Annotated in this window: 20 protein-coding genes; 14 read left to right on the top strand and 6 right to left on the bottom strand. The window is 66.1% G+C overall.

Annotation, left to right across the window (positions count from 1 at the left end; genetic code table 11):
- Window positions 1–33 precede the first annotated feature (33 nt).
- A complete protein-coding gene (locus HMI57_RS06370) occupies window positions 34–672 on the bottom strand; it encodes an MBL fold metallo-hydrolase (RefSeq protein ID WP_171585107.1) in 639 nt (212 codons plus the stop codon).
- A 136-nt stretch (window positions 673–808) separates the two neighbouring features.
- Here HMI57_RS06370 and HMI57_RS06375 point away from each other — a divergent pair, with 136 nt between their 5' ends.
- The 14 genes from HMI57_RS06375 (at window position 809) to HMI57_RS06440 (ending at window position 15392) form a co-directional block, all read left to right on the top strand.
- Entirely contained in the window at window positions 809–1204 is a 396-nt protein-coding gene (locus HMI57_RS06375) for a GntR family transcriptional regulator (protein ID WP_171585108.1), read from the top strand.
- 130 nt (window positions 1205–1334) lie between these two features.
- Window positions 1335–4190 (top strand): excinuclease ABC subunit UvrA, encoded by a 2856-nt coding sequence (gene uvrA / locus HMI57_RS06380; RefSeq protein ID WP_171585249.1) that lies wholly within the window; start codon window positions 1335–1337, stop codon window positions 4188–4190.
- Between the two features lie 73 nt (window positions 4191–4263).
- A complete protein-coding gene (locus tag HMI57_RS06385; protein ID WP_228720974.1) occupies window positions 4264–4956 on the top strand; it encodes an HAD hydrolase-like protein in 693 nt (230 codons plus the stop codon).
- Complete coding sequence (locus HMI57_RS06390; protein WP_171585110.1) at window positions 4943–5611, top strand: lysophospholipid acyltransferase family protein; 669 nt, start codon at window positions 4943–4945, stop codon at window positions 5609–5611. The genes HMI57_RS06385 and HMI57_RS06390 overlap by 14 nt, the downstream gene beginning before the upstream one ends.
- Complete coding sequence (gene uvrC, locus HMI57_RS06395; RefSeq protein WP_171585111.1) at window positions 5611–7617, top strand: excinuclease ABC subunit UvrC; 2007 nt, start codon at window positions 5611–5613, stop codon at window positions 7615–7617. The genes HMI57_RS06390 and uvrC overlap by 1 nt, the downstream gene beginning before the upstream one ends.
- A 63-nt stretch (window positions 7618–7680) precedes the next feature.
- Window positions 7681–8583: an RNase adapter RapZ gene (gene rapZ, locus HMI57_RS06400; protein ID WP_171585112.1), complete on the top strand. Its 903-nt coding sequence runs from the start codon at window positions 7681–7683 to the stop codon at window positions 8581–8583.
- A complete protein-coding gene (gene yvcK, locus HMI57_RS06405) occupies window positions 8583–9614 on the top strand; it encodes a uridine diphosphate-N-acetylglucosamine-binding protein YvcK (protein ID WP_171585113.1) in 1032 nt (343 codons plus the stop codon). The genes rapZ and yvcK overlap by 1 nt, the downstream gene beginning before the upstream one ends.
- 19 nt (window positions 9615–9633) lie before the next feature.
- Window positions 9634–10614, top strand: a complete 981-nt coding sequence (gene whiA / locus HMI57_RS06410) for a DNA-binding protein WhiA (RefSeq protein ID WP_171585114.1) — start codon at window positions 9634–9636, stop codon at window positions 10612–10614.
- 136 nt (window positions 10615–10750) lie between these two features.
- Window positions 10751–11377: a superoxide dismutase gene (locus tag HMI57_RS06415; protein WP_171585115.1), complete on the top strand. Its 627-nt coding sequence runs from the start codon at window positions 10751–10753 to the stop codon at window positions 11375–11377.
- Between the two features lie 98 nt (window positions 11378–11475).
- Window positions 11476–12486: a type I glyceraldehyde-3-phosphate dehydrogenase gene (gap, locus tag HMI57_RS06420; RefSeq protein WP_171585116.1), complete on the top strand. Its 1011-nt coding sequence runs from the start codon at window positions 11476–11478 to the stop codon at window positions 12484–12486.
- Between the two features lie 15 nt (window positions 12487–12501).
- Window positions 12502–13746, top strand: a complete 1245-nt coding sequence (locus HMI57_RS06425) for a phosphoglycerate kinase (protein ID WP_171585117.1) — start codon at window positions 12502–12504, stop codon at window positions 13744–13746.
- 9 nt (window positions 13747–13755) lie between these two features.
- Window positions 13756–14571, top strand: coding sequence for a triose-phosphate isomerase (tpiA, locus tag HMI57_RS06430; RefSeq protein WP_171585118.1), 816 nt, complete (start codon window positions 13756–13758; stop codon window positions 14569–14571).
- 55 nt (window positions 14572–14626) lie between these two features.
- Window positions 14627–14872, top strand: coding sequence for a preprotein translocase subunit SecG (gene secG / locus HMI57_RS06435; protein WP_171585119.1), 246 nt, complete (start codon window positions 14627–14629; stop codon window positions 14870–14872).
- A gap of 133 nt (window positions 14873–15005) precedes the next feature.
- A complete protein-coding gene (locus HMI57_RS06440) occupies window positions 15006–15392 on the top strand; it encodes an RNA polymerase-binding protein RbpA (RefSeq protein ID WP_171585120.1) in 387 nt (128 codons plus the stop codon).
- Window positions 15393–15404: 12 nt separating this feature from the next.
- Here HMI57_RS06440 and pgl read toward each other — a convergent pair whose 3' ends face one another.
- Genes pgl through tal form a run of 5 tightly spaced genes read right to left on the bottom strand, consistent with a single transcriptional unit; the run spans window position 15405 to window position 21498 of the window.
- Complete coding sequence (pgl, locus tag HMI57_RS06445) at window positions 15405–16253, bottom strand: 6-phosphogluconolactonase (protein ID WP_171585121.1); 849 nt, start codon at window positions 16251–16253, stop codon at window positions 15405–15407.
- The gene (locus HMI57_RS06450) at window positions 16243–17184 is read right to left on the bottom strand and encodes a glucose-6-phosphate dehydrogenase assembly protein OpcA (RefSeq protein WP_171585251.1); all 942 of its coding nucleotides are present in this window, start codon (window positions 17182–17184) and stop codon (window positions 16243–16245) included. The genes pgl and HMI57_RS06450 overlap by 11 nt, the downstream gene beginning before the upstream one ends.
- Window positions 17181–18725, bottom strand: a complete 1545-nt coding sequence (gene zwf / locus HMI57_RS06455) for a glucose-6-phosphate dehydrogenase (protein ID WP_346655145.1) — start codon at window positions 18723–18725, stop codon at window positions 17181–17183. The genes HMI57_RS06450 and zwf overlap by 4 nt, the downstream gene beginning before the upstream one ends.
- Window positions 18725–20380 carry a glucose-6-phosphate isomerase gene (locus HMI57_RS06460; RefSeq protein ID WP_171585122.1) on the bottom strand — a complete coding sequence of 552 codons (1656 nt, stop codon included), beginning with the start codon at window positions 20378–20380 and terminating at the stop codon, window positions 18725–18727. The genes zwf and HMI57_RS06460 overlap by 1 nt, the downstream gene beginning before the upstream one ends.
- 5 nt (window positions 20381–20385) lie before the next feature.
- Window positions 20386–21498, bottom strand: a complete 1113-nt coding sequence (gene tal, locus HMI57_RS06465; RefSeq protein WP_171585123.1) for a transaldolase — start codon at window positions 21496–21498, stop codon at window positions 20386–20388.
- Window positions 21499–21510: the final 12 nt, after the last annotated feature.

Genomic DNA, 21510 nt, shown 5'->3' on the forward strand with positions numbered 1-21510 from the left:
CGATCACTCGCCACAGGTGCCCATAGGCCGCTGCTACCAGCCGCGGGCGCGCCACTCGTCGAGGTGCGGCCGCTCGGCTCCGAGGGTGGTGCCCTTCCCATGGCCGGGATGCACGATGGTGTCGTCCGGCAAATAATCAAAGATCCGCTCGGACACGTCGTTCATCAGCGATTCGAACCGGGCGGCGTCGCCCTGCGTGTTTCCCACACCCCCTGGGAACAGGGAGTCTCCGGTGAACAGGTGCGCGGGGCCCTGCGGGTCCCGGTACAGCAACGCCACACTGCCCGGTGTGTGCCCGCGCAGCTTGATCGCCTCAAGGTCAAAGCCCTCGAAGTTGCCGATATCGCCGTGGGCGAGGGAAACGTCGGTGGGAACTGAGATATCCGGAACGTCCTCGGTCCCGGCGGCGGTCCGCGCCTTCGTCTGCCCGACGACGTCGGCCAGCGCCCGCACATGGTCCCAGTGCGAGTGGGTGGTGATGATCAACGCCAGCTTGGTGTCGGCCGTGCTGTCGGCGGCGGCATCCTGCAGCAACTGCCCGATGGCGGCCGCGTCGTCGGCAGCGTCGATCAGCACCTGGGCACCGGTCGACTTGGAGGTGAGCAGGTACACGTTGTTGTCCATCTCGCTGACGGAAATGGAGCGGATGGTGAGGTCCTGGAGATTATGCATGGGCCAAGTCTAGGCACGCCGGGAAGCGGGTGGGTCTATCGGGCGTAATCAACGCGTGGAACAATGGCTGCATCTGCACTGCGCCCGAAAAGCGGGAGGACAGCGCACTGAAGAGTCCGAAGACCGAAAGGCAACAGTGAATCCTGGCGCAACAGGCAGCACCGACGTCACCGGCTGGCTGCGCATCGACCAGGCAAGCTCGGTTCCCCCGTATGAACAACTCCGCGTCCAGATCCTGGACGCTGCGAACGACGGGACGCTGCCCGTGGGCACCCGGCTGCCACCGGTGCGAACCCTCGCCGGCCACTTGGGCGTCGCAGTCAACACCGTCGCGCGGGCCTACCGGGAACTGGAACAGGCAAACATCGTCGTCACCCGGTCCCGGGCTGGCACTGTCGTTGCGGCAGCCGGGGACGAAGCGCGCCAGCGAGCCGCCGAAGCGGCTGACGGCTACGCCGATGTGATCAAGGCCAACGGCCTGACAGAGGACGAAGCTGTCGCGTATTTACGGGCTGCTCTGCGCCGTCGGTGAACATCCCGGCGCAACCCGCCGACGACACGCTGAAAACACGGTGATCGAACATGTATTCGAACGTAGTTTCAATTAGAGTAGTTGGGTGTCTATTGCAACCTCGCTTGAATCAGAGTTTTCCGACCCCCGCATGACCCAGGATCTGTCACGCCTGGTCGTCAAGGGGGCGCGAGAGCACAACCTCCGCAACGTCGACCTGGACCTGCCCCGGGATGCCATGATCGTGTTTACCGGTCTGTCCGGGTCCGGTAAGTCGTCCCTTGCCTTCGACACCATCTTCGCCGAAGGTCAGCGCCGCTACGTGGAGTCCCTCTCCGCTTACGCACGGCAGTTCCTCGGCCAGGTGGACAAGCCCGACGTCGACTTCATCGAGGGTCTCTCGCCGGCGGTGTCCATCGACCAGAAGTCCACCAACAAGAACCCTCGGTCCACAGTCGGCACCATCACCGAGATCTACGACTACATGCGGCTGCTCTGGGCCCGCGTGGGACGCCCGCACTGCCCCACCTGTGGTGAGCCGGTAGCCAAGCAGACCCCCCAGCAGATTGTCGACCAGCTGCTCGAGCTTGAGGAGGGCACCCGCTTCCAGGTCCTCGCCCCCGTAGTTCGCGGACGCAAGGGCGAGTTCGTCGATCTGTTCCAGGAACTCACCGCCAAGGGCTACGCCCGGGCCCGGGTGGACGGTGACGTCATCCAGCTGTCCGACCCACCGAAGCTCGGCAAGCAGTACAAGCACACCATCGAGGTGATCGTCGACCGCCTGGTGGTCAAGGACGGCATCCGCCAGCGTCTCACCGACTCGGTGGAAACCGCGCTCAAGCTCGCCGACGGCCGTGTCCTCGCCGACTTCGTCGACCTCCCCGAGAAGGACGCCAAGCGCATCAGGGCCTTCTCCGAGCACCTCGCCTGCCCCAACGAGCACCCGCTGGCGATCGACGAGATCGAGCCACGCTCCTTCTCCTTCAACAACCCCTTCGGCGCCTGCCCGGCCTGCACCGGCATCGGCACCAAGCTGGAGGTTGACGAGGAACTGGTGGTCCCCAACCCCGACCTGACCCTTGCGGAAGGCGCCATCGCCCCCTGGTCGCTGGGCACCGCGACCCTCGAATACTGGACCCGGCTCCTCGAAGGCCTGTCCAAGGAACTGAACTTCAGGATGGACGTGCCCTGGCGGAAGCTGCCGGACCGCGCCCGCGAAGCCGCCCTGTACGGCAAGGACCACAAGGTGGTAGTCCAGTACAAGAACCGCTTCGGACGCGAACGGAAGTACAGCACCGGCTTTGAAGGCGCAGTGCAGTACATCCACCGCAAGCACCTGGAAACCGAGTCGGATCATGCCCGTGACCGCTACGAGGAGTACATGCGGCAGATCCCGTGCCCCACGTGTGGGGGAGCCCGGCTGAACCCCGCGTCCCTGTCGGTGCTGATCAACGGCAAGTCGATCGCCTCGGTCGCGGCAATGCCCATGCGTGACTGCAGCGACTTCCTGAACAACCTGGTCCTGACCGGCCGGGAAGCCCAGATCGCATCCCAGGTGCTCAAGGAGATCCAGGCGCGCCTGCAGTTCCTGCTCGACGTCGGCCTGGAGTACCTGAACCTTGAACGGTCCTCCGGTACCCTCTCCGGTGGCGAAGCCCAGCGGATCCGGCTTGCCACCCAGATTGGCTCAGGCCTGGTCGGAGTGCTTTACGTCCTCGACGAGCCCTCCATCGGCCTGCACCAGCGGGACAACCGCCGCCTGATCGAAACCCTCGCCCGGCTCCGCAACCTGGGTAATACCCTGATCGTGGTCGAGCACGACGAGGACACCATCCAGGAAGCCGACTGGATTGTCGACATCGGTCCGGGCGCGGGGGAGCACGGCGGCGAGGTGGTCCACTCGGGGCTGCTCGAAGACCTGCTCACCAACGAGCGCTCGATCACCGGTGACTACCTGTCGGGGCGACGGAAGATCGAGATCCCCAAGAAACGCCGGAAAATCGATAAGTCACGCCAGCTCAAGGTGATCGGGGCGCGTGAACACAACTTGACCTCGTTCGACATCGCATTCCCCCTGGGGGTGCTGACCGCCGTGACCGGTGTCAGTGGATCGGGAAAGTCGACCCTGGTCAACGAGATCCTCTACAAGGTCCTCGCCAACAAGCTGAACGGCGCCAAGCAGGTAGCCGGCCGGCACAAGCGGATCGACGGTCTGGAGCACCTCGACAAGGTGGTCCACGTCGACCAGAGCCCGATCGGCCGGACGCCGCGCTCCAACCCCGCCACCTACACCGGCGTCTTCGACAACATCAGGAAGCTCTTCGCCGAGACCACCGAGGCGAAGGTGCGCGGCTACCTTCCCGGCAGGTTCTCGTTCAATGTGAAGGGTGGCCGCTGCGAAGCCTGCTCCGGGGACGGCACCCTGAAGATCGAAATGAACTTCCTCCCCGACGTCTATGTACCGTGCGAGGTCTGTCACGGACAGCGCTACAACCGGGAAACCCTTGAGGTCCACTACAAGGGCAAGACCATCGCCGACGTGCTGAACATGCCGATCGAGGAGGGGGCAGAGTTCTTCGCCGCCTTCAGCCCGATCGCCAGGCACCTCAACACGCTGGTGGAGGTGGGCCTGGGCTACGTGCGGCTGGGTCAGCCAGCTACCACCCTGTCCGGTGGCGAGGCTCAGCGCGTGAAGCTGGCCAGCGAGCTGCAGAAGCGGTCCAACGGACGCAGCATCTACGTACTCGATGAGCCGACCACTGGTCTGCACTTCGAGGACATCCGCAAGCTCCTGCTCGTCCTCCAGGGACTCGTCGACAAGGGGAACACGGTGATCACCATCGAGCACAACCTCGACGTGATCAAGAGCGCCGACTGGGTGATCGACCTCGGGCCCGACGGCGGATCCGGCGGCGGCCAGATCATCGCGACCGGTACCCCCGAGCAGGTGGCCAAGTCGACGAAGAGCTACACCGGCACCTTCCTCGCCGAAACCCTCGGACGATAGGAAACGGCCGATATATTCCGTGGAGGGAATGCAGTTTTCCACTGGGGACCGGCTGTGGGAAACTTGGCCGGTGATGAACTACCGCCTGCTCGTACTCTTTGACCTCGATGGAACTCTCGTCGACCCCGCAGGCGCCATCACCGGTGGAATCACCGCGTCGCTGCAGGCCCACGGGCTTCCTGAGGCGTCGGAAGACCAGCTGCGCGCCATGGTGGGGCCACCTTTGGTGACCTCCCTGCGCGAAATCGCAGGGGTTCCGGAGCAGCTCCTGGACCCGGTCATCGCCCACTACCGGGAGGGCTACCGCCGGCATGGCATGGCCGGTAGCAGGCCCTACCCGGGAGTCATTGAGGTGGTGGAACGGCTGCGTGCCGCCGGACATCTGGTGGCGGTCGCCACCCAGAAGCCGCAGGGGCTGGCGGGCGAGCTGCTCCGCGTCCAGCAGATGGACGGGCTCTTCGAATCCATCAACGGGTCGACAGACGAGGAACAGGCTCCGGGTCCGGGCGGCAAGACCCCCATCATCGCCGCGGCACTCGCCCGCCATGAGGGCAGGTACGACGACGCCGTCATGGTTGGTGACCGGTCGCACGACATCAGCGGTGCGGCAGCCAACGGGCTCGACTGCATTCCGGTGGGCTGGGGCTTTGGCTCACCCGAGGAGTTCAGTGCCGCGGGCGCCACCGAAACGGCCGAGACAGCAGAGGCTCTGCTGGACCTGATCCTTGCACGGGTGCCGCAGGAGGTGCGCCATGGGCATCTATGACCTCACCCGCAGCAGCACCCGGGGACTCATCGCCGGGCTCTGCCGGCCCACTGTCGAAGGCCTGGCCAACGTCCCGGCGGACGGCCCGCTGATTGTCGCGGCCAACCACCTGTCTTTCCTTGACAGCGTCCTGATCCAGGCCCTGATGCCCCGGCCGGTCGCGTTCTTCGCCAAGGCCGAGTACTTCACAGGCCGCGGCCTGAAGGGCAAGGCCATGCGCTCCTTCTTCGAGGGGGTCGGCTCGATCCCGGTGGAACGCGGTCAGCAGGCGGCAAGCGTGCAGGCGCTGAAAACCCTTCACGAACTGTTGGAGGGCGGCAACGGGATCGGCATCTACCCGGAGGGCACCCGGTCCCGGGACGGGCTGCTGTACCGGGGGCGGACCGGAGTCGGCTGGCTCGCGCTCACCACCGGCGCGCCAGTGCTTCCCGTCGGACTCATCGGCACCGAGAACCTGCAGCCAGCGGGCCAGAAACGGATCAAACCGCAACACTTCACCATGAGGATCGGTGTGCCCCTGTACTTTGAGAAAACCGGCCCCGGGCATTCACTGCCCGCCCGCCGGCAGGTCACTGATACCATCATGGATTCGATTGCCCACCTGAGCGGCCAGCAACGTTCGGCCAGCTACAACCAGAGCCCGGTCCTCGACTAATGGCAGATCCCCGCAGCTACCGCCCGCAGACCGGAGAAATCCCGGTGGATCCGGGCGTCTACCGGTTCCGTGACGAACACTCACGGGTGGTCTACGTCGGCAAGGCCAAGAACCTGCGCTCCCGGCTGAACTCCTACTTCGCCAACCCCCAGGGCCTGCTGCCCCGTACCCGGGCGATGGTGTTCACCGCTGCAAGCGTCGAGTGGACGGTCGTCGGCAGCGAGCTCGAAGCGTTGCAGCTCGAGTACACCTGGATCAAGGAGTTCAACCCCCGCTTCAACGTCATGTTCCGTGACGACAAGTCCTACCCCTACCTGGCCGTCACGATGGGTGAGAAATACCCGCGCGTCCAGGTCATGCGCGGCGACCGGCGGAAGGACACGCGCTACTTCGGCCCCTTCTACCCCGCCAAGGCGATCCGCGAAACGGTCGACACCCTGCTCCGTGTCTTCCCCGTCCGTACCTGCAGCAGCGGCGTCTTCAAACGGGCCGAGCGCACGGGCAGGCCCTGCCTGCTCGGGTACATCGACAAGTGCTCGGCACCCTGCGTCGGACGCATCAGCCCCGAGGACCACAAGGAGCTGGCCGCCCAGTTCTGTGATTTCATGGGCGGGCAGGCCACCCGGTTCATCGTCGACCTGGAGAAGCGGATGGCTGCCGCCGTCGCCGACCTGGACTACGAGTCCGCGGCAAGGATCCGTGACGATATCGCCGCCCTGAAACGGGTCTTTGAACGCAACACGGTGGTGCTGTCCGAGGACACCGATGCCGACATCTTTGCCCTGAAGGAGGATGAGCTGGAGGCGGCGGTCCAGGTCTTCCACGTGCGCGGCGGCAGGATCCGTGGCCAGCGCGGCTGGATGGTCGAGAAGGTCGAGGACATGACCACCGCCGACCTGGTGGAGCACCTCCTGCAGCAGGTCTACGGCGACGGCAGCAGCAGCAACAACCAGATCCCCCGTGAGGTGCTCGTCCCCGAGCTGCCCAGCAACGCGGACGAGATGTCCGTCTGGCTCGCCGGTCTCCGGGGCGCCAAGGTGGACCTCCGGGTCCCGCGGCGCGGTGACAAGGCCACCCTGCTCGGCACCGTGGAGCAGAACGCCGCCGACGCCCTCCGGCTGCACAAGAGCCGCCGCGCCGGCGACCTCACCACCCGGTCGGCCGCCCTCCAGGAATTGCAGGAGGCACTGGACCTGCCCCAGCCCCTCATGCGCATCGAGTGCTTCGACATCTCCCACGTGCAGGGCACCAATGTGGTCGCATCGATGGTGGTGGTCGAGGACGGGTTGCCGCGCAAGGCCGACTACCGTCGGTTCTCCATCACGGGCGACGCCGCCCGGGACGACACCGCCTCGATGTACGACGTGATCCAGCGCCGCTTCCGCAACTACCTGGCGGAGAAGGCTGCACCCGCACTCCCGCCCGCCAGCATCGGCGACGGCGGTGCGCCGCCGGTCCCGCTGGCCGACACCACCACCGCCCCCACGCGCCAGAAGTTCGCCTACCCACCCAATCTGGTGGTGGTCGACGGCGGCCAGCCGCAGGTGCACGCCGCCGCGCGGGCCCTGAAGGACCTGGGGATCGACGACGTGTTTGTGATCGGCCTCGCGAAACGGCTGGAGGAGGTCTGGCTCCCGGACAGCGACTTCCCGGTCATCCTGCCCCGCGCCTCCGAGGGTCTCTTCCTGCTGCAACGGATCCGCGACGAAGCACACCGGTTTGCCATCGCTTTCCACCGGCAGAAGCGGGGCAAGTCGATGACGGCCTCGGCGCTGGACGCGATCCCGGGCCTGGGCCCGGCGAAGCGAAAGGCCCTGCTGGCCCACTTCGGGTCGGTGAAGAAGGTGCGCGCCGCCTCGGTCGAGGAGCTCCAGGCCGTGCCCGGGGTGGGACCGTCCCTCGCCGAAACGGTGCAGCGCGCCCTGGCCGCCGCGACGGCCGACGGCTCCACCAACGCACCGGCCCCGGCCGTGAATATGGCCACCGGCGAAATCCTTGATTCTTAGCTAGGGTAGAGCGTGGGGGAAATCCGCAAGAACCGCTAAAACCTGCCGGGATGGAACACGCAAATGACTGAGGGCGAAGCCACCCTGACTCCGATCAAACCTGCCGAATCGGAACTGCTGGTGGTGACCGGCATGTCCGGTGCCGGCAGGAGCACTGCCGCCAACGCGCTGGAAGACCACGGCTGGTACGTGGTGGAAAACCTTCCACCCCAGATGCTGGGCACCCTGACCGATCTGGTCGCCCGCATGCCCCAGTCCATCCCCAAGCTCGCCGTCGTCGTCGACGTCCGCAGCCAGGAGCTGTTCCACGACATCCGCAGTTCCCTTGACGCCCTCCGCGTCTCGGGCGTCAACTATCGGGTCCTCTTCCTCGATGCCAACGATGACACCCTCGTCCGCCGGTTCGAACAGGGCCGGCGCCCCCACCCGTTGCAGGACGAGGGCCGGATCCTCGACGGCATCGCCGCAGAGCGGGAAATCCTCAAGGAACTCAAGGAAGCCGCCGAGCTGGTGGTCGACACCTCGGAATTGAACGTGCACGCCCTGGCCACCGCCATCACCGAGCTGTTCTCCGAGTCGGGCCCGATCGTCCTGCGGATCAACGTCATGAGCTTCGGCTTCAAGTACGGCCTCCCGGTCGACTCCAACTATGTGGCGGATGTGCGCTTCATCCCCAACCCGCACTGGGTCCCCGTCCTCCGGCCGCAGACCGGACTGGACCAGCCGGTCCGCGACTACGTACTGGGAGCCACCGGCGCGGCCGAGTTCGTCAACCGGTACGTGCACGCGCTCGAACCTGTGCTTGACGGTTACCGACGTGAGAATAAGCACTATGCGACGATCGCGATTGGCTGCACCGGCGGCAAGCACCGTTCGGTAGCGGTCACCGAGGAGATCGCCAAACGCCTGGCCCAGTACCCCCATCTGCAGGTGACTGCCCACCACCGTGACCTGGGCAGGGAATAGTGGCACTCCTCACCGGGTCCCTGCCGCTGCTCCCCGCTGCGGCGGCCAGCCGGCGCGGCTCCGGCCCGCAGGAGAACGCCCCCTCGGTGGTGGCGCTCGGCGGCGGGCACGGCCTGTCGTCGTCGCTGTCGGCGTTGCGGCTGCTCACCTCCGAACTCACGGCCATCGTCACCGTGGCCGACGACGGCGGCTCGTCCGGCAAGCTGCGCAAGGAACTCGGGGTACTGCCACCCGGTGACCTGAGGATGGCCCTGGCCGCGCTCTGCGATGACACGGACTGGGGCAGGACCTGGCGCGACGTCATGCAGCACCGCTTCACGTCCAAAGAGGGAGTCGACGGATCCCTGGACAACCACGCGCTCGGCAACCTGCTGATCGTGACCCTCTGGGAGCTGCTGGGAGACCCCGTGGCCGGCCTGCAGTGGGCCGGTGCACTGCTCGGCGCGCGGGGCCGGGTCCTCCCGATGGCCAGCGTTCCGTTGACCATCGAGGGTGACGTGCTCACCGAGGAGAACGGCTCGCTGCGGCTGCGAACCGTCAGTGGGCAATCCCAGCTGGCCGTGGCGGGCAGCGCGGCGAACGTCAACAATGTCCGTCTGCTCCCGGCCGGCGCCCCCGCCTGTGTTGACGCGCTCACCGCCGTGGAGCTTGCCGACTGGGTTATCCTCGGTCCCGGCTCCTGGTACACCTCGGTGCTGCCGCACCTGCTGCTGCCGGAACTGCGGGATGCCCTCTGCAGCACTACCGCCAAGCGGTGCCTCACCATGAACCTGAGCAATGAGACCAAGGAAACCGCCGGCATGTCGGCGGTCGACCATCTTGAAGTCATCAAGCGGTACGCCCCCGATTTCACCGTCGACGTCGTCATCGCCGATCCCGCAGTCATCGGCAACCGCGAGCAGTTCATCGCTGCCGTCGCCGAGATGGGAGGTCGTGCCGTGTTGGGTAAGGTAGGTTCTTCAACGGGCAAACCTGTTCATGATCCCCTGCGCCTCGCAACGGCGTTCCATGACATGTTTGGTGAAAACTAATCGATCTGAGGTTGTATTTGTGGCGCTGACTGCGGACGTGAAAGAGGAGCTGTCGCACCTCTCTGTCAAGAAGTCATCGGTGCGCAAAGCCGAGGTGTCGGCCCTGCTGCGATTCGCGGGGGGCCTGCACATCATTTCCGGCCGGATTGTCATCGAAGCGGAGGTTGACCTCGCGTCGACCGCGCGTCGGCTGCGCACCACCATCGCCGAAGTGTATGGGCACAACAGCGAGATCATCGTCGTCTCCGGCGGCGGACTGCGCCGCGGCAACCGGTATGTGGTCCGGGTGGTGCGCGACGGCGAATCCCTCGCCCGGCAGACCGGCCTCCTCGACAACCGTGGGCGGCCCGTCCGCGGACTGCCCTCGGCCGTGGTGAACGGGTCAACTGCCGACGCTGAAGCGGTGTGGCGCGGCGCCTTTCTCGCCCACGGCTCCCTGACCGAACCGGGGCGCTCCTCGTCCCTCGAGGTCACCTGTCCCGGCCCGGAGTCCGCGCTGGCCCTGGTGGGCGCCGCACGCCGCCTCGGCATCGCTGCCAAAGCACGCGAGGTCAGGGGAGTGGACCGGGTGGTCATCCGGGACGGGGACACCATCGCCGCCCTGCTGACCCGCATGGGAGCGCACGACGCGCTGATGGTCTGGGAGGAACGCAGGATGCGCAAGGAAGTGCGCGCAACAGCGAACCGCCTCGCCAACTTCGACGACGCCAACCTCCGCAGGTCCGCGCAGGCGGCGGTTGCTGCGGGCGCGCGGGTGGAGCGTGCCATCGAAATCCTGGGGGAGGGTGTACCCGACCATCTCAAATACGCGGGTGAGCTGCGGGTCGCCCACAAGCAGGCCAGCCTCGACGAGCTGGGCAGCCTGGCCAACCCCCCGATGACCAAGGACGCGATCGCTGGACGCATCCGCCGGCTGCTCGCAATGGCCGACAAGCGTGCCATAGAGATTGGAATACCGGGAACCGAAGCCAATGTGACAGCCGACATGTTGGACGAGTGAATCTCTGCATAGGATGGAAGAGGCACGGGAATACCACCGACTACGGCGGGGTTCCCTGCAATATTGAACCAACTACGGTGTCTGACCGGTTGCGGTGCCAAATCACCCGCTGTGTCGGACCGACCTGGAGGAATTCGTGAGCGAGTACGTACTGCCCGAACTGAACTATGACTATGCTGCCCTGGAGCCGCACATCTCCGCACGCATCATGGAGCTCCACCACAGCAAGCACCACGCTGCCTACGTCAAGGGCGCCAACGACGCCATGGCCCAGCTGGCCGAGGCCCGTGAGAAGGGTGACTTCGGAAACATCTCGAAGCTCTCCAAGGACCTTGCCTTCCACACTGGCGGCCACATCAACCACTCAGTCTTCTGGAACAACCTGTCCCCGGACGGCGGCGACTCTCCCGAGGGTGAGCTTGCCGCAGCCATCGACGACGCCTTCGGCTCGTTCGACAAGTTCCGCGCCCAGTTCAGCGCGGCCGCCCTCGCCCTGCAGGGCTCCGGGTGGGCGTTCCTCGCCTACGAGCCCATCGGTGGCAACCTGGTCATCGAGCAGCTCTACGATCAGCAGGGCAACGTCGCGGTGGGCACCACCCCGCTGCTCATGCTGGACATGTGGGAGCACGCCTTCTACCTGGACTACGTCAACGTCAAGGCTGACTACGTCAAGGCCTTCTGGAACATCGTGAACTGGGCCGACGTCGCCAAGCGCTTCGCCGCTGCCCGCACGTCAGCCACCTCGCTGATCGTCGTCGGCTAGTCACACCAGGCACAGCGCCCTCTGGGCGTACCCGGGACGCCGCCCCCGCGGCGGCGTCCCGGACCTTACCAGCAACACAGTTCAAGGAGATAGAACGAATGACTACTCGTGTAGGAATCAACGGCTTCGGTCGAATCGGGCGCAATTTCTTCCGCGCCGCACTGGAGCAGGGTGCTGACCTGGAAATCGTCGCCGTCAACGACCTGACCAGCCCCGAGGCCCTGGCCCACCTGCTGAAGTATGACTCCGTCACGGGTCGCCTGGCAGCCACCGTCGAGGTCAACGACGGCAACATCGTGGTGGACGGCAAGTCCATCAAGGTCCTCGCGGAGCGCGACCCCGCCAACCTGCCGTGGAAAGACCTCGGAGTGGACATCGTCATCGAATCCACCGGGTTCTTTACCAAGGCCTCCGACGCGCAGAAGCACATCGACGCCGGCGCCAAGAAGGTCATCATCTCGGCTCCAGCCACCGATGAGGACTTCACCGTTGTACTGGGCGTCAACGACGACCAGTACGATCCCGAGACCCACAACATCATCTCCAACGCCTCCTGCACCACCAACTGCCTTGGGCCGCTGGCCAAGGTACTCAACGACAGCTTCGGCGTCGAGCGTGGCCTGATGACCACCATCCACGCCTACACCGCAGACCAGAACCTGCAGGACGGCCCCCACAAGGACTTGCGCCGCGCCCGCGCCGCAGCCCTGAACATGGTGCCCACCTCCACTGGTGCTGCCAAGGCCATCGGCCTGGTGCTGCCGGAACTGAAGGGCAAGCTGGATGGCTACGCCATCCGGGTTCCGGTCCCCACCGGCTCGGCCACCGACCTGACCGTCACGGTGTCCCGCGAGGTCACCGTCGAGGAAGTCAACGCCGCCTTCAAGGCAGCCGCGTCAGAGGGCAAGATGAAGGGCTACCTCACCTACACTGACGCGCCGATCGTGTCCTCGGACATCGTGGGCGATCCGTCGTCCTCCATCTTCGACTCGGGTCTGACCAAGGTCATCGGCAACCAGGTGAAGGTTGTGGGCTGGTACGACAACGAGTGGGGCTACTCCAGCCGTCTCGTCGACCTGACCAGCATCGTCGCCTCCAAGCTCTCCTAGCACCGAAGGACCGAAGTGGCCTCCTCCCTTGATGACCTCCTGCAGCTCGGCGTCCGTGGACGCACCGTCCTGGTCCGGTCGGACCTGAACGTCCCGCTCGACACCTCGGGGTCCGCCCCGCGGGTGACCGATGATGGCCGGCTCAGGGCCTCCCTGCCGGTGCTGCAGAAGCTCACCCAGGAGGGGGCCGCGGTGATCGTGATGGCCCATCTGGGGCGCCCGAAGGGTGCACCCGATGAACGCTATTCGCTGAAGCCAGCGGTCGACCGGCTGGCTGACCTGGCGGATTTCCCCGTCACGCTCGCCACTGACACCACCGGGGAGAACGCCAGGGAGCAGGCCGCAGGGCTTGCCTCCGGCAGCGTACTGGTCCTGGAGAACGTGCGGTTCGATGCACGGGAGACCAGCAAGGACGACGGCGAACGGCAGGCCTTCGCGGCCGAGCTGGCAGCACTGACCGGCGACGACGGCGCCTACGTGAACGACGCCTTCGGCGCGGTCCACCGGAAACACGCGAGCGTCTACGACATCGCTGCGATCCTCCCGTCCTACCAGGGTGACCTGGTCAGGACCGAGGTGGAAGTGCTGCAGCGCCTCACCGGCGAACCGGTTGCTCCCTTCGTGGTGGTACTCGGCGGTTCCAAGGTGTCCGACAAGCTTGCGGTGATCGAAAACCTGCTGGGCACCGCAGACCGCATCCTCGTGGGCGGCGGCATGGTGTTCACCTTCCTCGCCGCGCAGGGCCACAAGGTGGGAGCGAGCCTCCTGGAGGAAGACCAGCTCGACGTGGTCAGGAGCTACCTCGAACGGGCGCAGCAGGCCGGCACCGAGTTCGTGCTCCCCACCGACATCGTGGTGGCCGCGAAATTCGCTGCCGACGCCGAACACGAGACCGTCGCAGCGGATGCCATTGAAGGAAGCTCCTTCGGCTCCGACGGCATCGGCCTCGACATCGGGCCCGCATCGGGCGCAGCATTTGCCGAGTCCATCGCGACCGCAGGGACTGTGTTCTGGAACGGCCCCATGGGCGTATTCGAGTTCGACGCGTTCGCGGGCGGGACCAAAGCCGTGGCGCAGGCCCTCACCGAAGCGACCACCCGCGGGGCACTGACAGTGGTCGGCGGTGGCGACTCCGCCGCAGCGGTCCGCTCACTTGGTTTCACCGACGACCAGTTTGGCCATATTTCGACCGGCGGAGGTGCCAGCCTCGAGTACCTCGAAGGCAAGGAACTCCCCGGACTGACCGCCCTCGGGCAGTAGGAGCAGCACATGACTTCCTCGACCAACGGCAAGTACGACCGCCGTCCCCTGATCGCCGGCAACTGGAAGATGAACCTGGACCATGTCCAGGGGATCACGCTCCTCCAGAAGCTTGCCTGGACCCTCGACGATGCGGGGCACGACTACCAGCGCACCGAAGTGGCAGTCTTCCCACCGTTCACTGACCTCCGCGGGGTACAGACCCTCGTCCGCGGCGACGACCTGCAGGTCGTGTACGGCGGCCAGGATCTGTCCCCACACGACTCAGGGGCCTACACCGGCGACATTTCCGGCCAGTTCCTGGACAAGCTCGATTGCACCTATGTCCTCGTCGGCCACTCCGAGCGGCGTGCCATCCACCACGAGACCGACGAGCTGCTCGCCAGCAAGGTCAAGGCCGCCTTCCGGCACAACCTGACCCCTATCCTCTGCGCCGGCGAAGGCCTTGAGGTGCGGCAGGCGGGCAACCATTTGGAGCACACCCTCAGCCAGCTGCGGAACGGAATCGAAGGACTCAGCGCCGCCCAGGTCGCCGAACTCGTCGTCGCCTACGAGCCGGTCTGGGCCATCGGCACCGGCGAAGTTGCCGGACCCGAGGATGCCCAGGAGATGTGCGCCGCCCTGCGTGCTGAACTGACCACCCTGTACGACGCGGAAACTGCCGGGAAGGTGCGCCTGCTCTACGGCGGATCCGTCAAGGCCGCAAACGCGGGCTCCATCCTCAAGGGCCGCGACGTCGACGGCTTGCTGGTCGGTGGTGCCAGCCTGGACGCTGCCGAGTTTGCTAGTATTGTCAGGTTCGAACATCTTCTGGTCACTGACTAAGAACGCTTCCTGCTGTCGGCCGATCGCGCACGTCAGTTACCCCTGAAAGGCCACTGTGGACATTCTCCGAATCATCTTGTTGGTTCTCCTTGCCATCACGAGCATGCTGCTCGTTCTGCTGATCCTGCTGCACAAGGGCCGCGGCGGTGGCATGTCCGACATGTTCGGCGGCGGTATGACCACGAGCATGGGCTCATCAGGCGTCGCTGAGCGGAACCTCAACCGTTTCACCGTGGCGCTGGGCCTGACCTGGGGCATTGTCATCGTGGCCCTGGGACTGCTGCAGCGGTTCGCCGCCTGACCTCTCCACCCGGCCGCCGGAGTCTGTCTCCGGAGCCAAAAGTTTTCAGCTTTCCCGCGTTGACCATCATTTCCTGGCCACTTCATTGGGCGTAGACTGACCCTGTTGTCGGAGCCTAGTCCAGGAGCAATCCATGGTTAACGCGGGAAACGCATTTAAGGGCACACGAATCGGAACTGACTCATACGGGGGAATGGCTGGCTGGCAAGCCGAATCCGGACGGAGTCCTGCTGTCGTGGACCGAACGGTGGTGAGCTATTGGTGCATCCAGAACCACGAGACCAAACCGACCTTTGCCAAACTGCATGAGGACGAGATTCCCGAAGTCTGGGAATGCGGGACGTGCGGTCGTGCCGCAGGCAGGTTGCCGGGGGTGGAGCCCCTGGTGGATGGCGTCGAACCGTTCAAAAGCCACCTGCAGTATGCGAAAGAGCGCCGCACCGAAGCCGAGGCCGCAGTCGTCCTGGAGCAGGCGCTCTGCAACCTGCGGGCGCGGCGGTCAGGTCTCCGGCTTACCTAGCCGGGCGCGTCCTCAGACAGCCTCGTCGTCGGGTTCTTCATCTCCGGAGTCGATCAGCCGGCCCGGGAGCTGGGCTGCCGCCTCCTGGTCGATGAGCCACAGCGTTTTGCGCTGTCCGCGCGCACCGGACGCGGGGACCTGCACCGTCCCGGCACCTGCCAGGGCTAGTCCCACAGCTCCTGCTTTGTCCTGACCGCCCGCGGCGATCCAGATCTCCTGCGCCGAGTTCAGTGCCTCAAGGGTCAGGGAGATACGCAACGGAGGAGGTTTCGGCGCGTCGGCCACCCCCACGACAGTCTGCTCCTTGGTCCTGATGCCGGACATCTCCGGGAACAGGGACGCTATGTGGGCGTCGGGCCCCACCCCCAGGAGCAGGACATCGAACCGGGGGAGTCGGGGATCCTGGCTGTCTCCCGCACGGTCGCCATCGTCCCCCTCGTTGGCGAGGGCCCGTTCGGCGTCGGCGGCGTCCTGCAGCCGCGCGGCATAGTCGGCGGCAGCGGCGTCCTGGTCTGCGAAATCATCGCTCGACCCGAATTCGTGGACCTGGGACTCGGCGAGGCCCAGCTTCCCGAGGAGGGCCTGACGCGCCTGGACCGCATTGCGGTCTGGGTCGCTGGCACTGAGGAAGCGCTCATCTCCCCACCAGAAGTCGACCCGGCTCCAGTCCACGGCCGAGCAGGCTGGCGAATCGGCGACGGCGGCTAGCGCCGCGGTGCCAAGGGCCCCGCCGGTGAGTACCACTGTCGCTGATCCGCGCTCGTTCTGCACGTCGACCAGCCGGGTGATCAGCCGGGCAGCGACGGTGGCTGCGAGCAACGACGAATCCGGATGGATACTTACTTTAGGTTCAGCGTTCACTAGGACGCACGCTCCTTAGGTTGGTCCGCGCGAGCCCCTCCATGATCACCTCGCCGAATACCTCATCCGGGTCGAGACGGCGGAGCTCTTCTGCGAGACAGTCTTGCAGGCTCCGCCGCGGCAAGGAAATTCGCTGCACGGGCTGACCCGGCTGGTAAAGCTCGGCGACCGCCTGGTGCGGCCGGTTCAGTTCGACGTCGCCAGCGGGCCGGGACAACCTCACCCGCCGCAGTCCGGTGCCCGCGGGACCGGCAGCGATGGTGACCGGTGCGTCCAGCGCCAGGGTGAGCCAGGCGGCGAGCAACACGGTGCTGGGTGAATCGACTGCTCCCTCTACCGTGACTGCGGTAATCGGTGAGTCGTCCAATTGGTCGAGGACAGCGGCGAGCTGGATCCGCCAGTTCGTCAGCCGGGTCCAGGCCAGGTCGGTGTCACCGGCCGCGTAGGTACCACGGATCGTCGACAGGGCCGCCACTGGGTCCGGCTCGTTGGCTGCGTCGGTGATCCGCCGGTGGGCAATACTGCCGATGGACGTCCGGGATGCGTTCTCCGGCGCCCCGTGAGGCCACCAGGCCACAATGGGGGCATCAGGGAGCAACAGCGCCGACACGAGTGACTCGTTTTCCTCGGCGAGCTGCCCGTAGCCCTTGAGCACGATCACATCGGAGGCACCGGCGTCACCGCCCACCCGGATCTGCGCGTCCAGCCGGGTCTCTTCCTCAGCGGAGCCGAGGGCGAGCACGATGATCCGGCAGGGGTGCTCGCGGCTCGCGAGGTTCGCGGCGAGGATCGCTTCCTCCTCATGGCCGGACGAGGTGATCACCACCAGGGTGAGCACCCGCCCCAGTGCGACGACGCCGCCCTTGTCGCGCAGGGTCATGATTTCCTTGGACACCTTCGAGGTGGTGGTGTCGGGCAGTTCGACGATCATGGCCTGCGCCACGTCCTTCCATCACGGGCGAGGAGCTCGTCAGCGGAGGCCGGGCCCCAGCTTCCCGGCACGTACTTCTCCGGCTGGTCGCCGAGGGACGCCCAGTATTCCTCGAAGGGATCAAGAATCTTCCAGGACAGTTCCACCTCTTCGTGCCGGGGGAACAGCGGCGGTTCGCCCAGCAGCACGTCGAGGATCAGCCGCTCATAGGCTTCGGGGCTCGATTCGGTGAACGAGTGACCGTAGCCGAAGTCCATGGTGACGTCCCGGACTTCCATCTGGGTGCCGGGCACCTTGGAACCGAACCTGATGGTCGCACCCTCGTCCGGCTGCACGCGGATGACGACGGCGTTCTGACCGAAGTCGTCCTCACCGTGGTCGCGGAACAGGAGGTTCGGCGCACGCTTGAAAACGACGGCGATCTCGGTCACCCGGCGGCCCAACCGTTTGCCCGCCCGGAGGTAGAAGGGCACGCCGCTCCACCTGCGGGTATGGATGTCGAGGCGGAGGGCGGCGAAGCTTTCGGAGGTGGACTGTGGCGGGATTCCCTCTTCCTCCAGGAAGCCCCTGACGTGCTCGCCGCCCTGCCAGCCGGCGTCGTACTGGCCACGGGCGGAGGACTTGGAGAGGTCATCGGGCAGTTTCACCGCGGCGAGGACCTTCTCCTTCTCCGCCCGGAGGTCGTTGGCGTTGAAGGAGATGGGTTCTTCCATAGCGGTCAGCGCCAGGAGCTGCAGCAGGTGGTTCTGGATCACGTCGCGGGCCGCTCCGACCCCGTCGTAGTATCCGGCCCGACTGCCAATGCCGATGTCCTCGGCCATGGTGATCTGGACGTGGTCCACATAGTTGGCGTTCCACAGCGGCTCGAAGAGCTGGTTCGCGAACCGGAGGGCCAGGATGTTCTGGACGGTTTCCTTGCCCAGATAGTGGTCGATCCGGAATACGGCGTCCGGAGGAAAGACCTGTTCCACCACGGCGTTGAGCTCGCGGGCCGACTGCAGGTTGTGCCCGAAGGGCTTTTCGATGACCACCCGCCGCCACTGGCCCTCATTGGGCTGGGCGAGTCCGTGCTCCGAGAGCTTCTGGCAGACCAGTTCGAAGTCCTTCGGCGGGATGGACAGGTAGAACGCGTGGTTCCCCCGGGTCCCGCGGCTGGAGTCCAGCTCCTGGAGGGTGACTTCCAGCCGCCCGAAGGCGTCGTCGTCGTCGAAGTTTCCCTGCACGAACCGGATCCCGGCGGAGAGCTGTTCCCAGACGGTCTCATCGAACGGGGTCCGCGAGTGCGCGGTGACAGACTCGCGCACCTCCTCGACGAACCTCTCGTCGTCCCAGTTCCGCCGGCCGAACCCGATCAGGGCGAAGCTCGGCGGCAGCAGCCCCCGGTTCGCCAGATCGTAGATTGCCGGCATCAGCTTCTTGCGCGCCAGGTCGCCGGTGACCCCGAAGAGCACCAGCGACGACGGCCCGGCGATCCGGCTGAGCCGGCGGTCGCGCGGGTCCCGCAGCGGGTTGGCAGGGCGCGCGTCGGTTGAGTCGGGCACTATACGGTGCCGTTCTCGTTGGAGGCCCGCTGGCCTGCGGCACCGCTGAGCAGGTGCGTAACCACCTGGACGAGCTGGTCCAGGCCGGCCGCCCGGTCTGTCAAATGGAGGCGGAGCACCGGTCGTCCCTTGCCTGCAAGGACCTGGGCGTCGCCGGCCGCCTGGGCGGTGATCAGTTCACCGAAGGTGAAGGGACGCTCGGGGATGTCCAGGTCTTCGGCCGCTGCACCGGTGATGGTGAGGAACACGCCCTGCGCCGGACCGCCCTTGTGGAACTGGCCGGTGGAGTGCAGGAACCTGGGGCCCCAGCCAAACGTGACGGGACGCCCCGTCAGGGACGCGAGGGGTGACCTGATGTCCTCCAACCGCGACTGCACCGACCGGTCCAGGTAGGCCTGGACTGCCAGGTACCCGTTGGGCTCAAGGGTAGCGAAAAGCTGCTGCAGGGCGTCGCCCAGCGTACTGGCGTCGCCGAGCAGTCCATCGTCGGCGCGGATTTCGACGGCACCGTCGACGAAGTTCGCGGGGGTGGACTCGGGTTGTGCGTCGAGCAGACCTCGGGCGGCCGTCTTGGCGGCCTCCACATCGGGCTGGTCGAAGGGGTTGATGCCCAGGAGGCGACCGGCGACCGCGGTGGCGAACTCCCAGACGAGCAGTTGGCTGCCGAGGCTGCCGCTGACGGTGACCTGGTTCCCCACCGGCTCAATATCGGCGTCCGGCGCGGTCAGCCGGACGGCGAGGACGTCGCCGTCGCCAGCAAGGATTTCCGGAGCGCCTTCCTCGGCGACCACCGGGAGTACACCGGTGCCCAGCTTGCCGGTCGATTCGGCGATCAACTGCTCAGCCCAGTCGGCGAGCCCGGGGATCCCCGAGGCCTCATCGGCAAAGACAATCTTGTCCCGCAGGGGGCTCGTGCCGCCCAGCACCGCTCCCAGGCGTAACCCGATGTTCGTCGGATCGTCTTCACCGAGGAACTCGGCGGTCTCCTCCGCGTCGTCCAGCAGGGCGTCGAGGTCGACTCCCGCAAGACCGGAGGGGACCAGGCCGAACGCGGTCAGCGCCGAGTACCTGCCGCCGACGTTGGGGTCAGCGTTGAACACGGCGCGGTAACCGGCCTCACGGGCTGAGGCGTCCAGCGGAGACCCCGGGTCAGTGACAATGACCACCCGGCTCAGCGGGTCGATACCCGCCGCGGTGAACGCAGCCTCGAAGATCCGGCGCTGGGAGTCGGTTTCGACGGTCGACCCCGACTTCGAGGAGACCACCACTGCCGTCTCCGCCACCCGGTCCTCGACCGTCCGGCGGACCTGGTCCGGGTCGGTGGAGTCAAGCACCGTCAGCTCCACTCCGGCGGTCCGGGTGATCACTTCGGGCGCCAGGGAGGAACCTCCCATGCCGCACAGGACGATCCGGCTCACGCCGTCCGCCCGCAGGGAATCCCGCAGTTCCATGATGCCCGGGACGAGGCCGCGGGACGCGTCGACGAGGTCAACCCAGCCCAGCCGGACCGCTGCCTCCGCCTCGGCGTCGTGACCCCACAGGGTGGGGTCCTTGGCCATCAGCCGCGATGCCACCCGGTCCTCGACGAGGGTGCCGGTGACGCGGTCGATGGCTTCCAGGGCGGCGCCAGCCGCCGCGAGCGTCATGGAACTCATCTGGTTTAGCCCTTCGCCTTGTCCAATGCGGTCTGGACGGTTTCGAGGAGCTCGTTCCAGCTCACTACGAACTTGTCCAGGCCTTCGATTTCCAGCTGTTCAACCACTTCGACGTAGGAAACGCCGATGTTCTCGAGATTGTTGAGGACCGTGTTCGCGTCCTCGTAGGACCCGGTGATGGTGTCCCCGGTGATGACGCCGTGGTCAGCCGTGGCCTCCAGGGTCTTTTCGGGCATCGTGTTGACGACGCCGGGTGCCACCAGCTCGGTGACGTACAGGGTGTCCGGCAGTGCCGGATCCTTCACACCGGTCGAGGCCCATAGGGGGCGCTGCCGACGGGCACCTGCTGCCGCAAGCACTTCCCACCGCTCGGTGCCGAACAGCTCCTCGTACACCTGGTAGGCCAGGCGTGCGTTGGCGAGCCCTGCCTTGCCCTTGAGTGCTGCCGCCTCGTCAGTGCCAATGGCGTCCAGGCGCTTGTCCACTTCACTGTCCACGCGGGACACGAAGAAGGAGGCGACCGAGTGGATGGTGGACAGGTCGAACCCGTTCTCCTTGGCCTGCTCGATGCCCAGCATGAAGGCGTTGATGACGGCACGGTAGCGTTCCAGCGAGAAGATGAGCGTCACGTTGACGCTGATCCCCTCGGCGATCGTCGCCGCGATGGCCTCGAGCCCCTCCACCGTGGCGGGGATCTTGATGAGGACGTTGGAGCGCTGCACCTTGGCGTGGAGCCGTTTCGCCTCCGCGATCGTGCCCTCGGTGTCCTTGGACAGGCGTGGGTCCACCTCGATGGACACCCGTCCGTCAACGCCGTCGGTGCTCTTCGCCTCGGCCGCGAAAATGTCGCAGGCCTGGGCGACGTCGTGGGTGGTGATGTCAAAGACGGCGTCGTTGACGGGGATGTTGGCGGCTGCGAGGGCCTCAATCTGGGTGGCGTACGAGTCGCCCTGCTGCAGTGCGGCAGCGAAGATGCTCGGGTTGGTGGTCACACCAACCACGTTGCGCTCCTCGATCAGGTGCTTGAAGGCGCCCGAGTTGATGCGCTCCCGGGAGAGGTCGTCGAGCCAGATGGAAACGCCTGCGGCGGAAAGGTCCGCCGTGGGGGTGGAAGTCATTGTGGATCTCCT

It is taken from the genome of Arthrobacter sp. 260 (genome assembly GCF_013116745.1).
GTDB lineage: Bacteria > Actinomycetota > Actinomycetes > Actinomycetales > Micrococcaceae > Arthrobacter_D.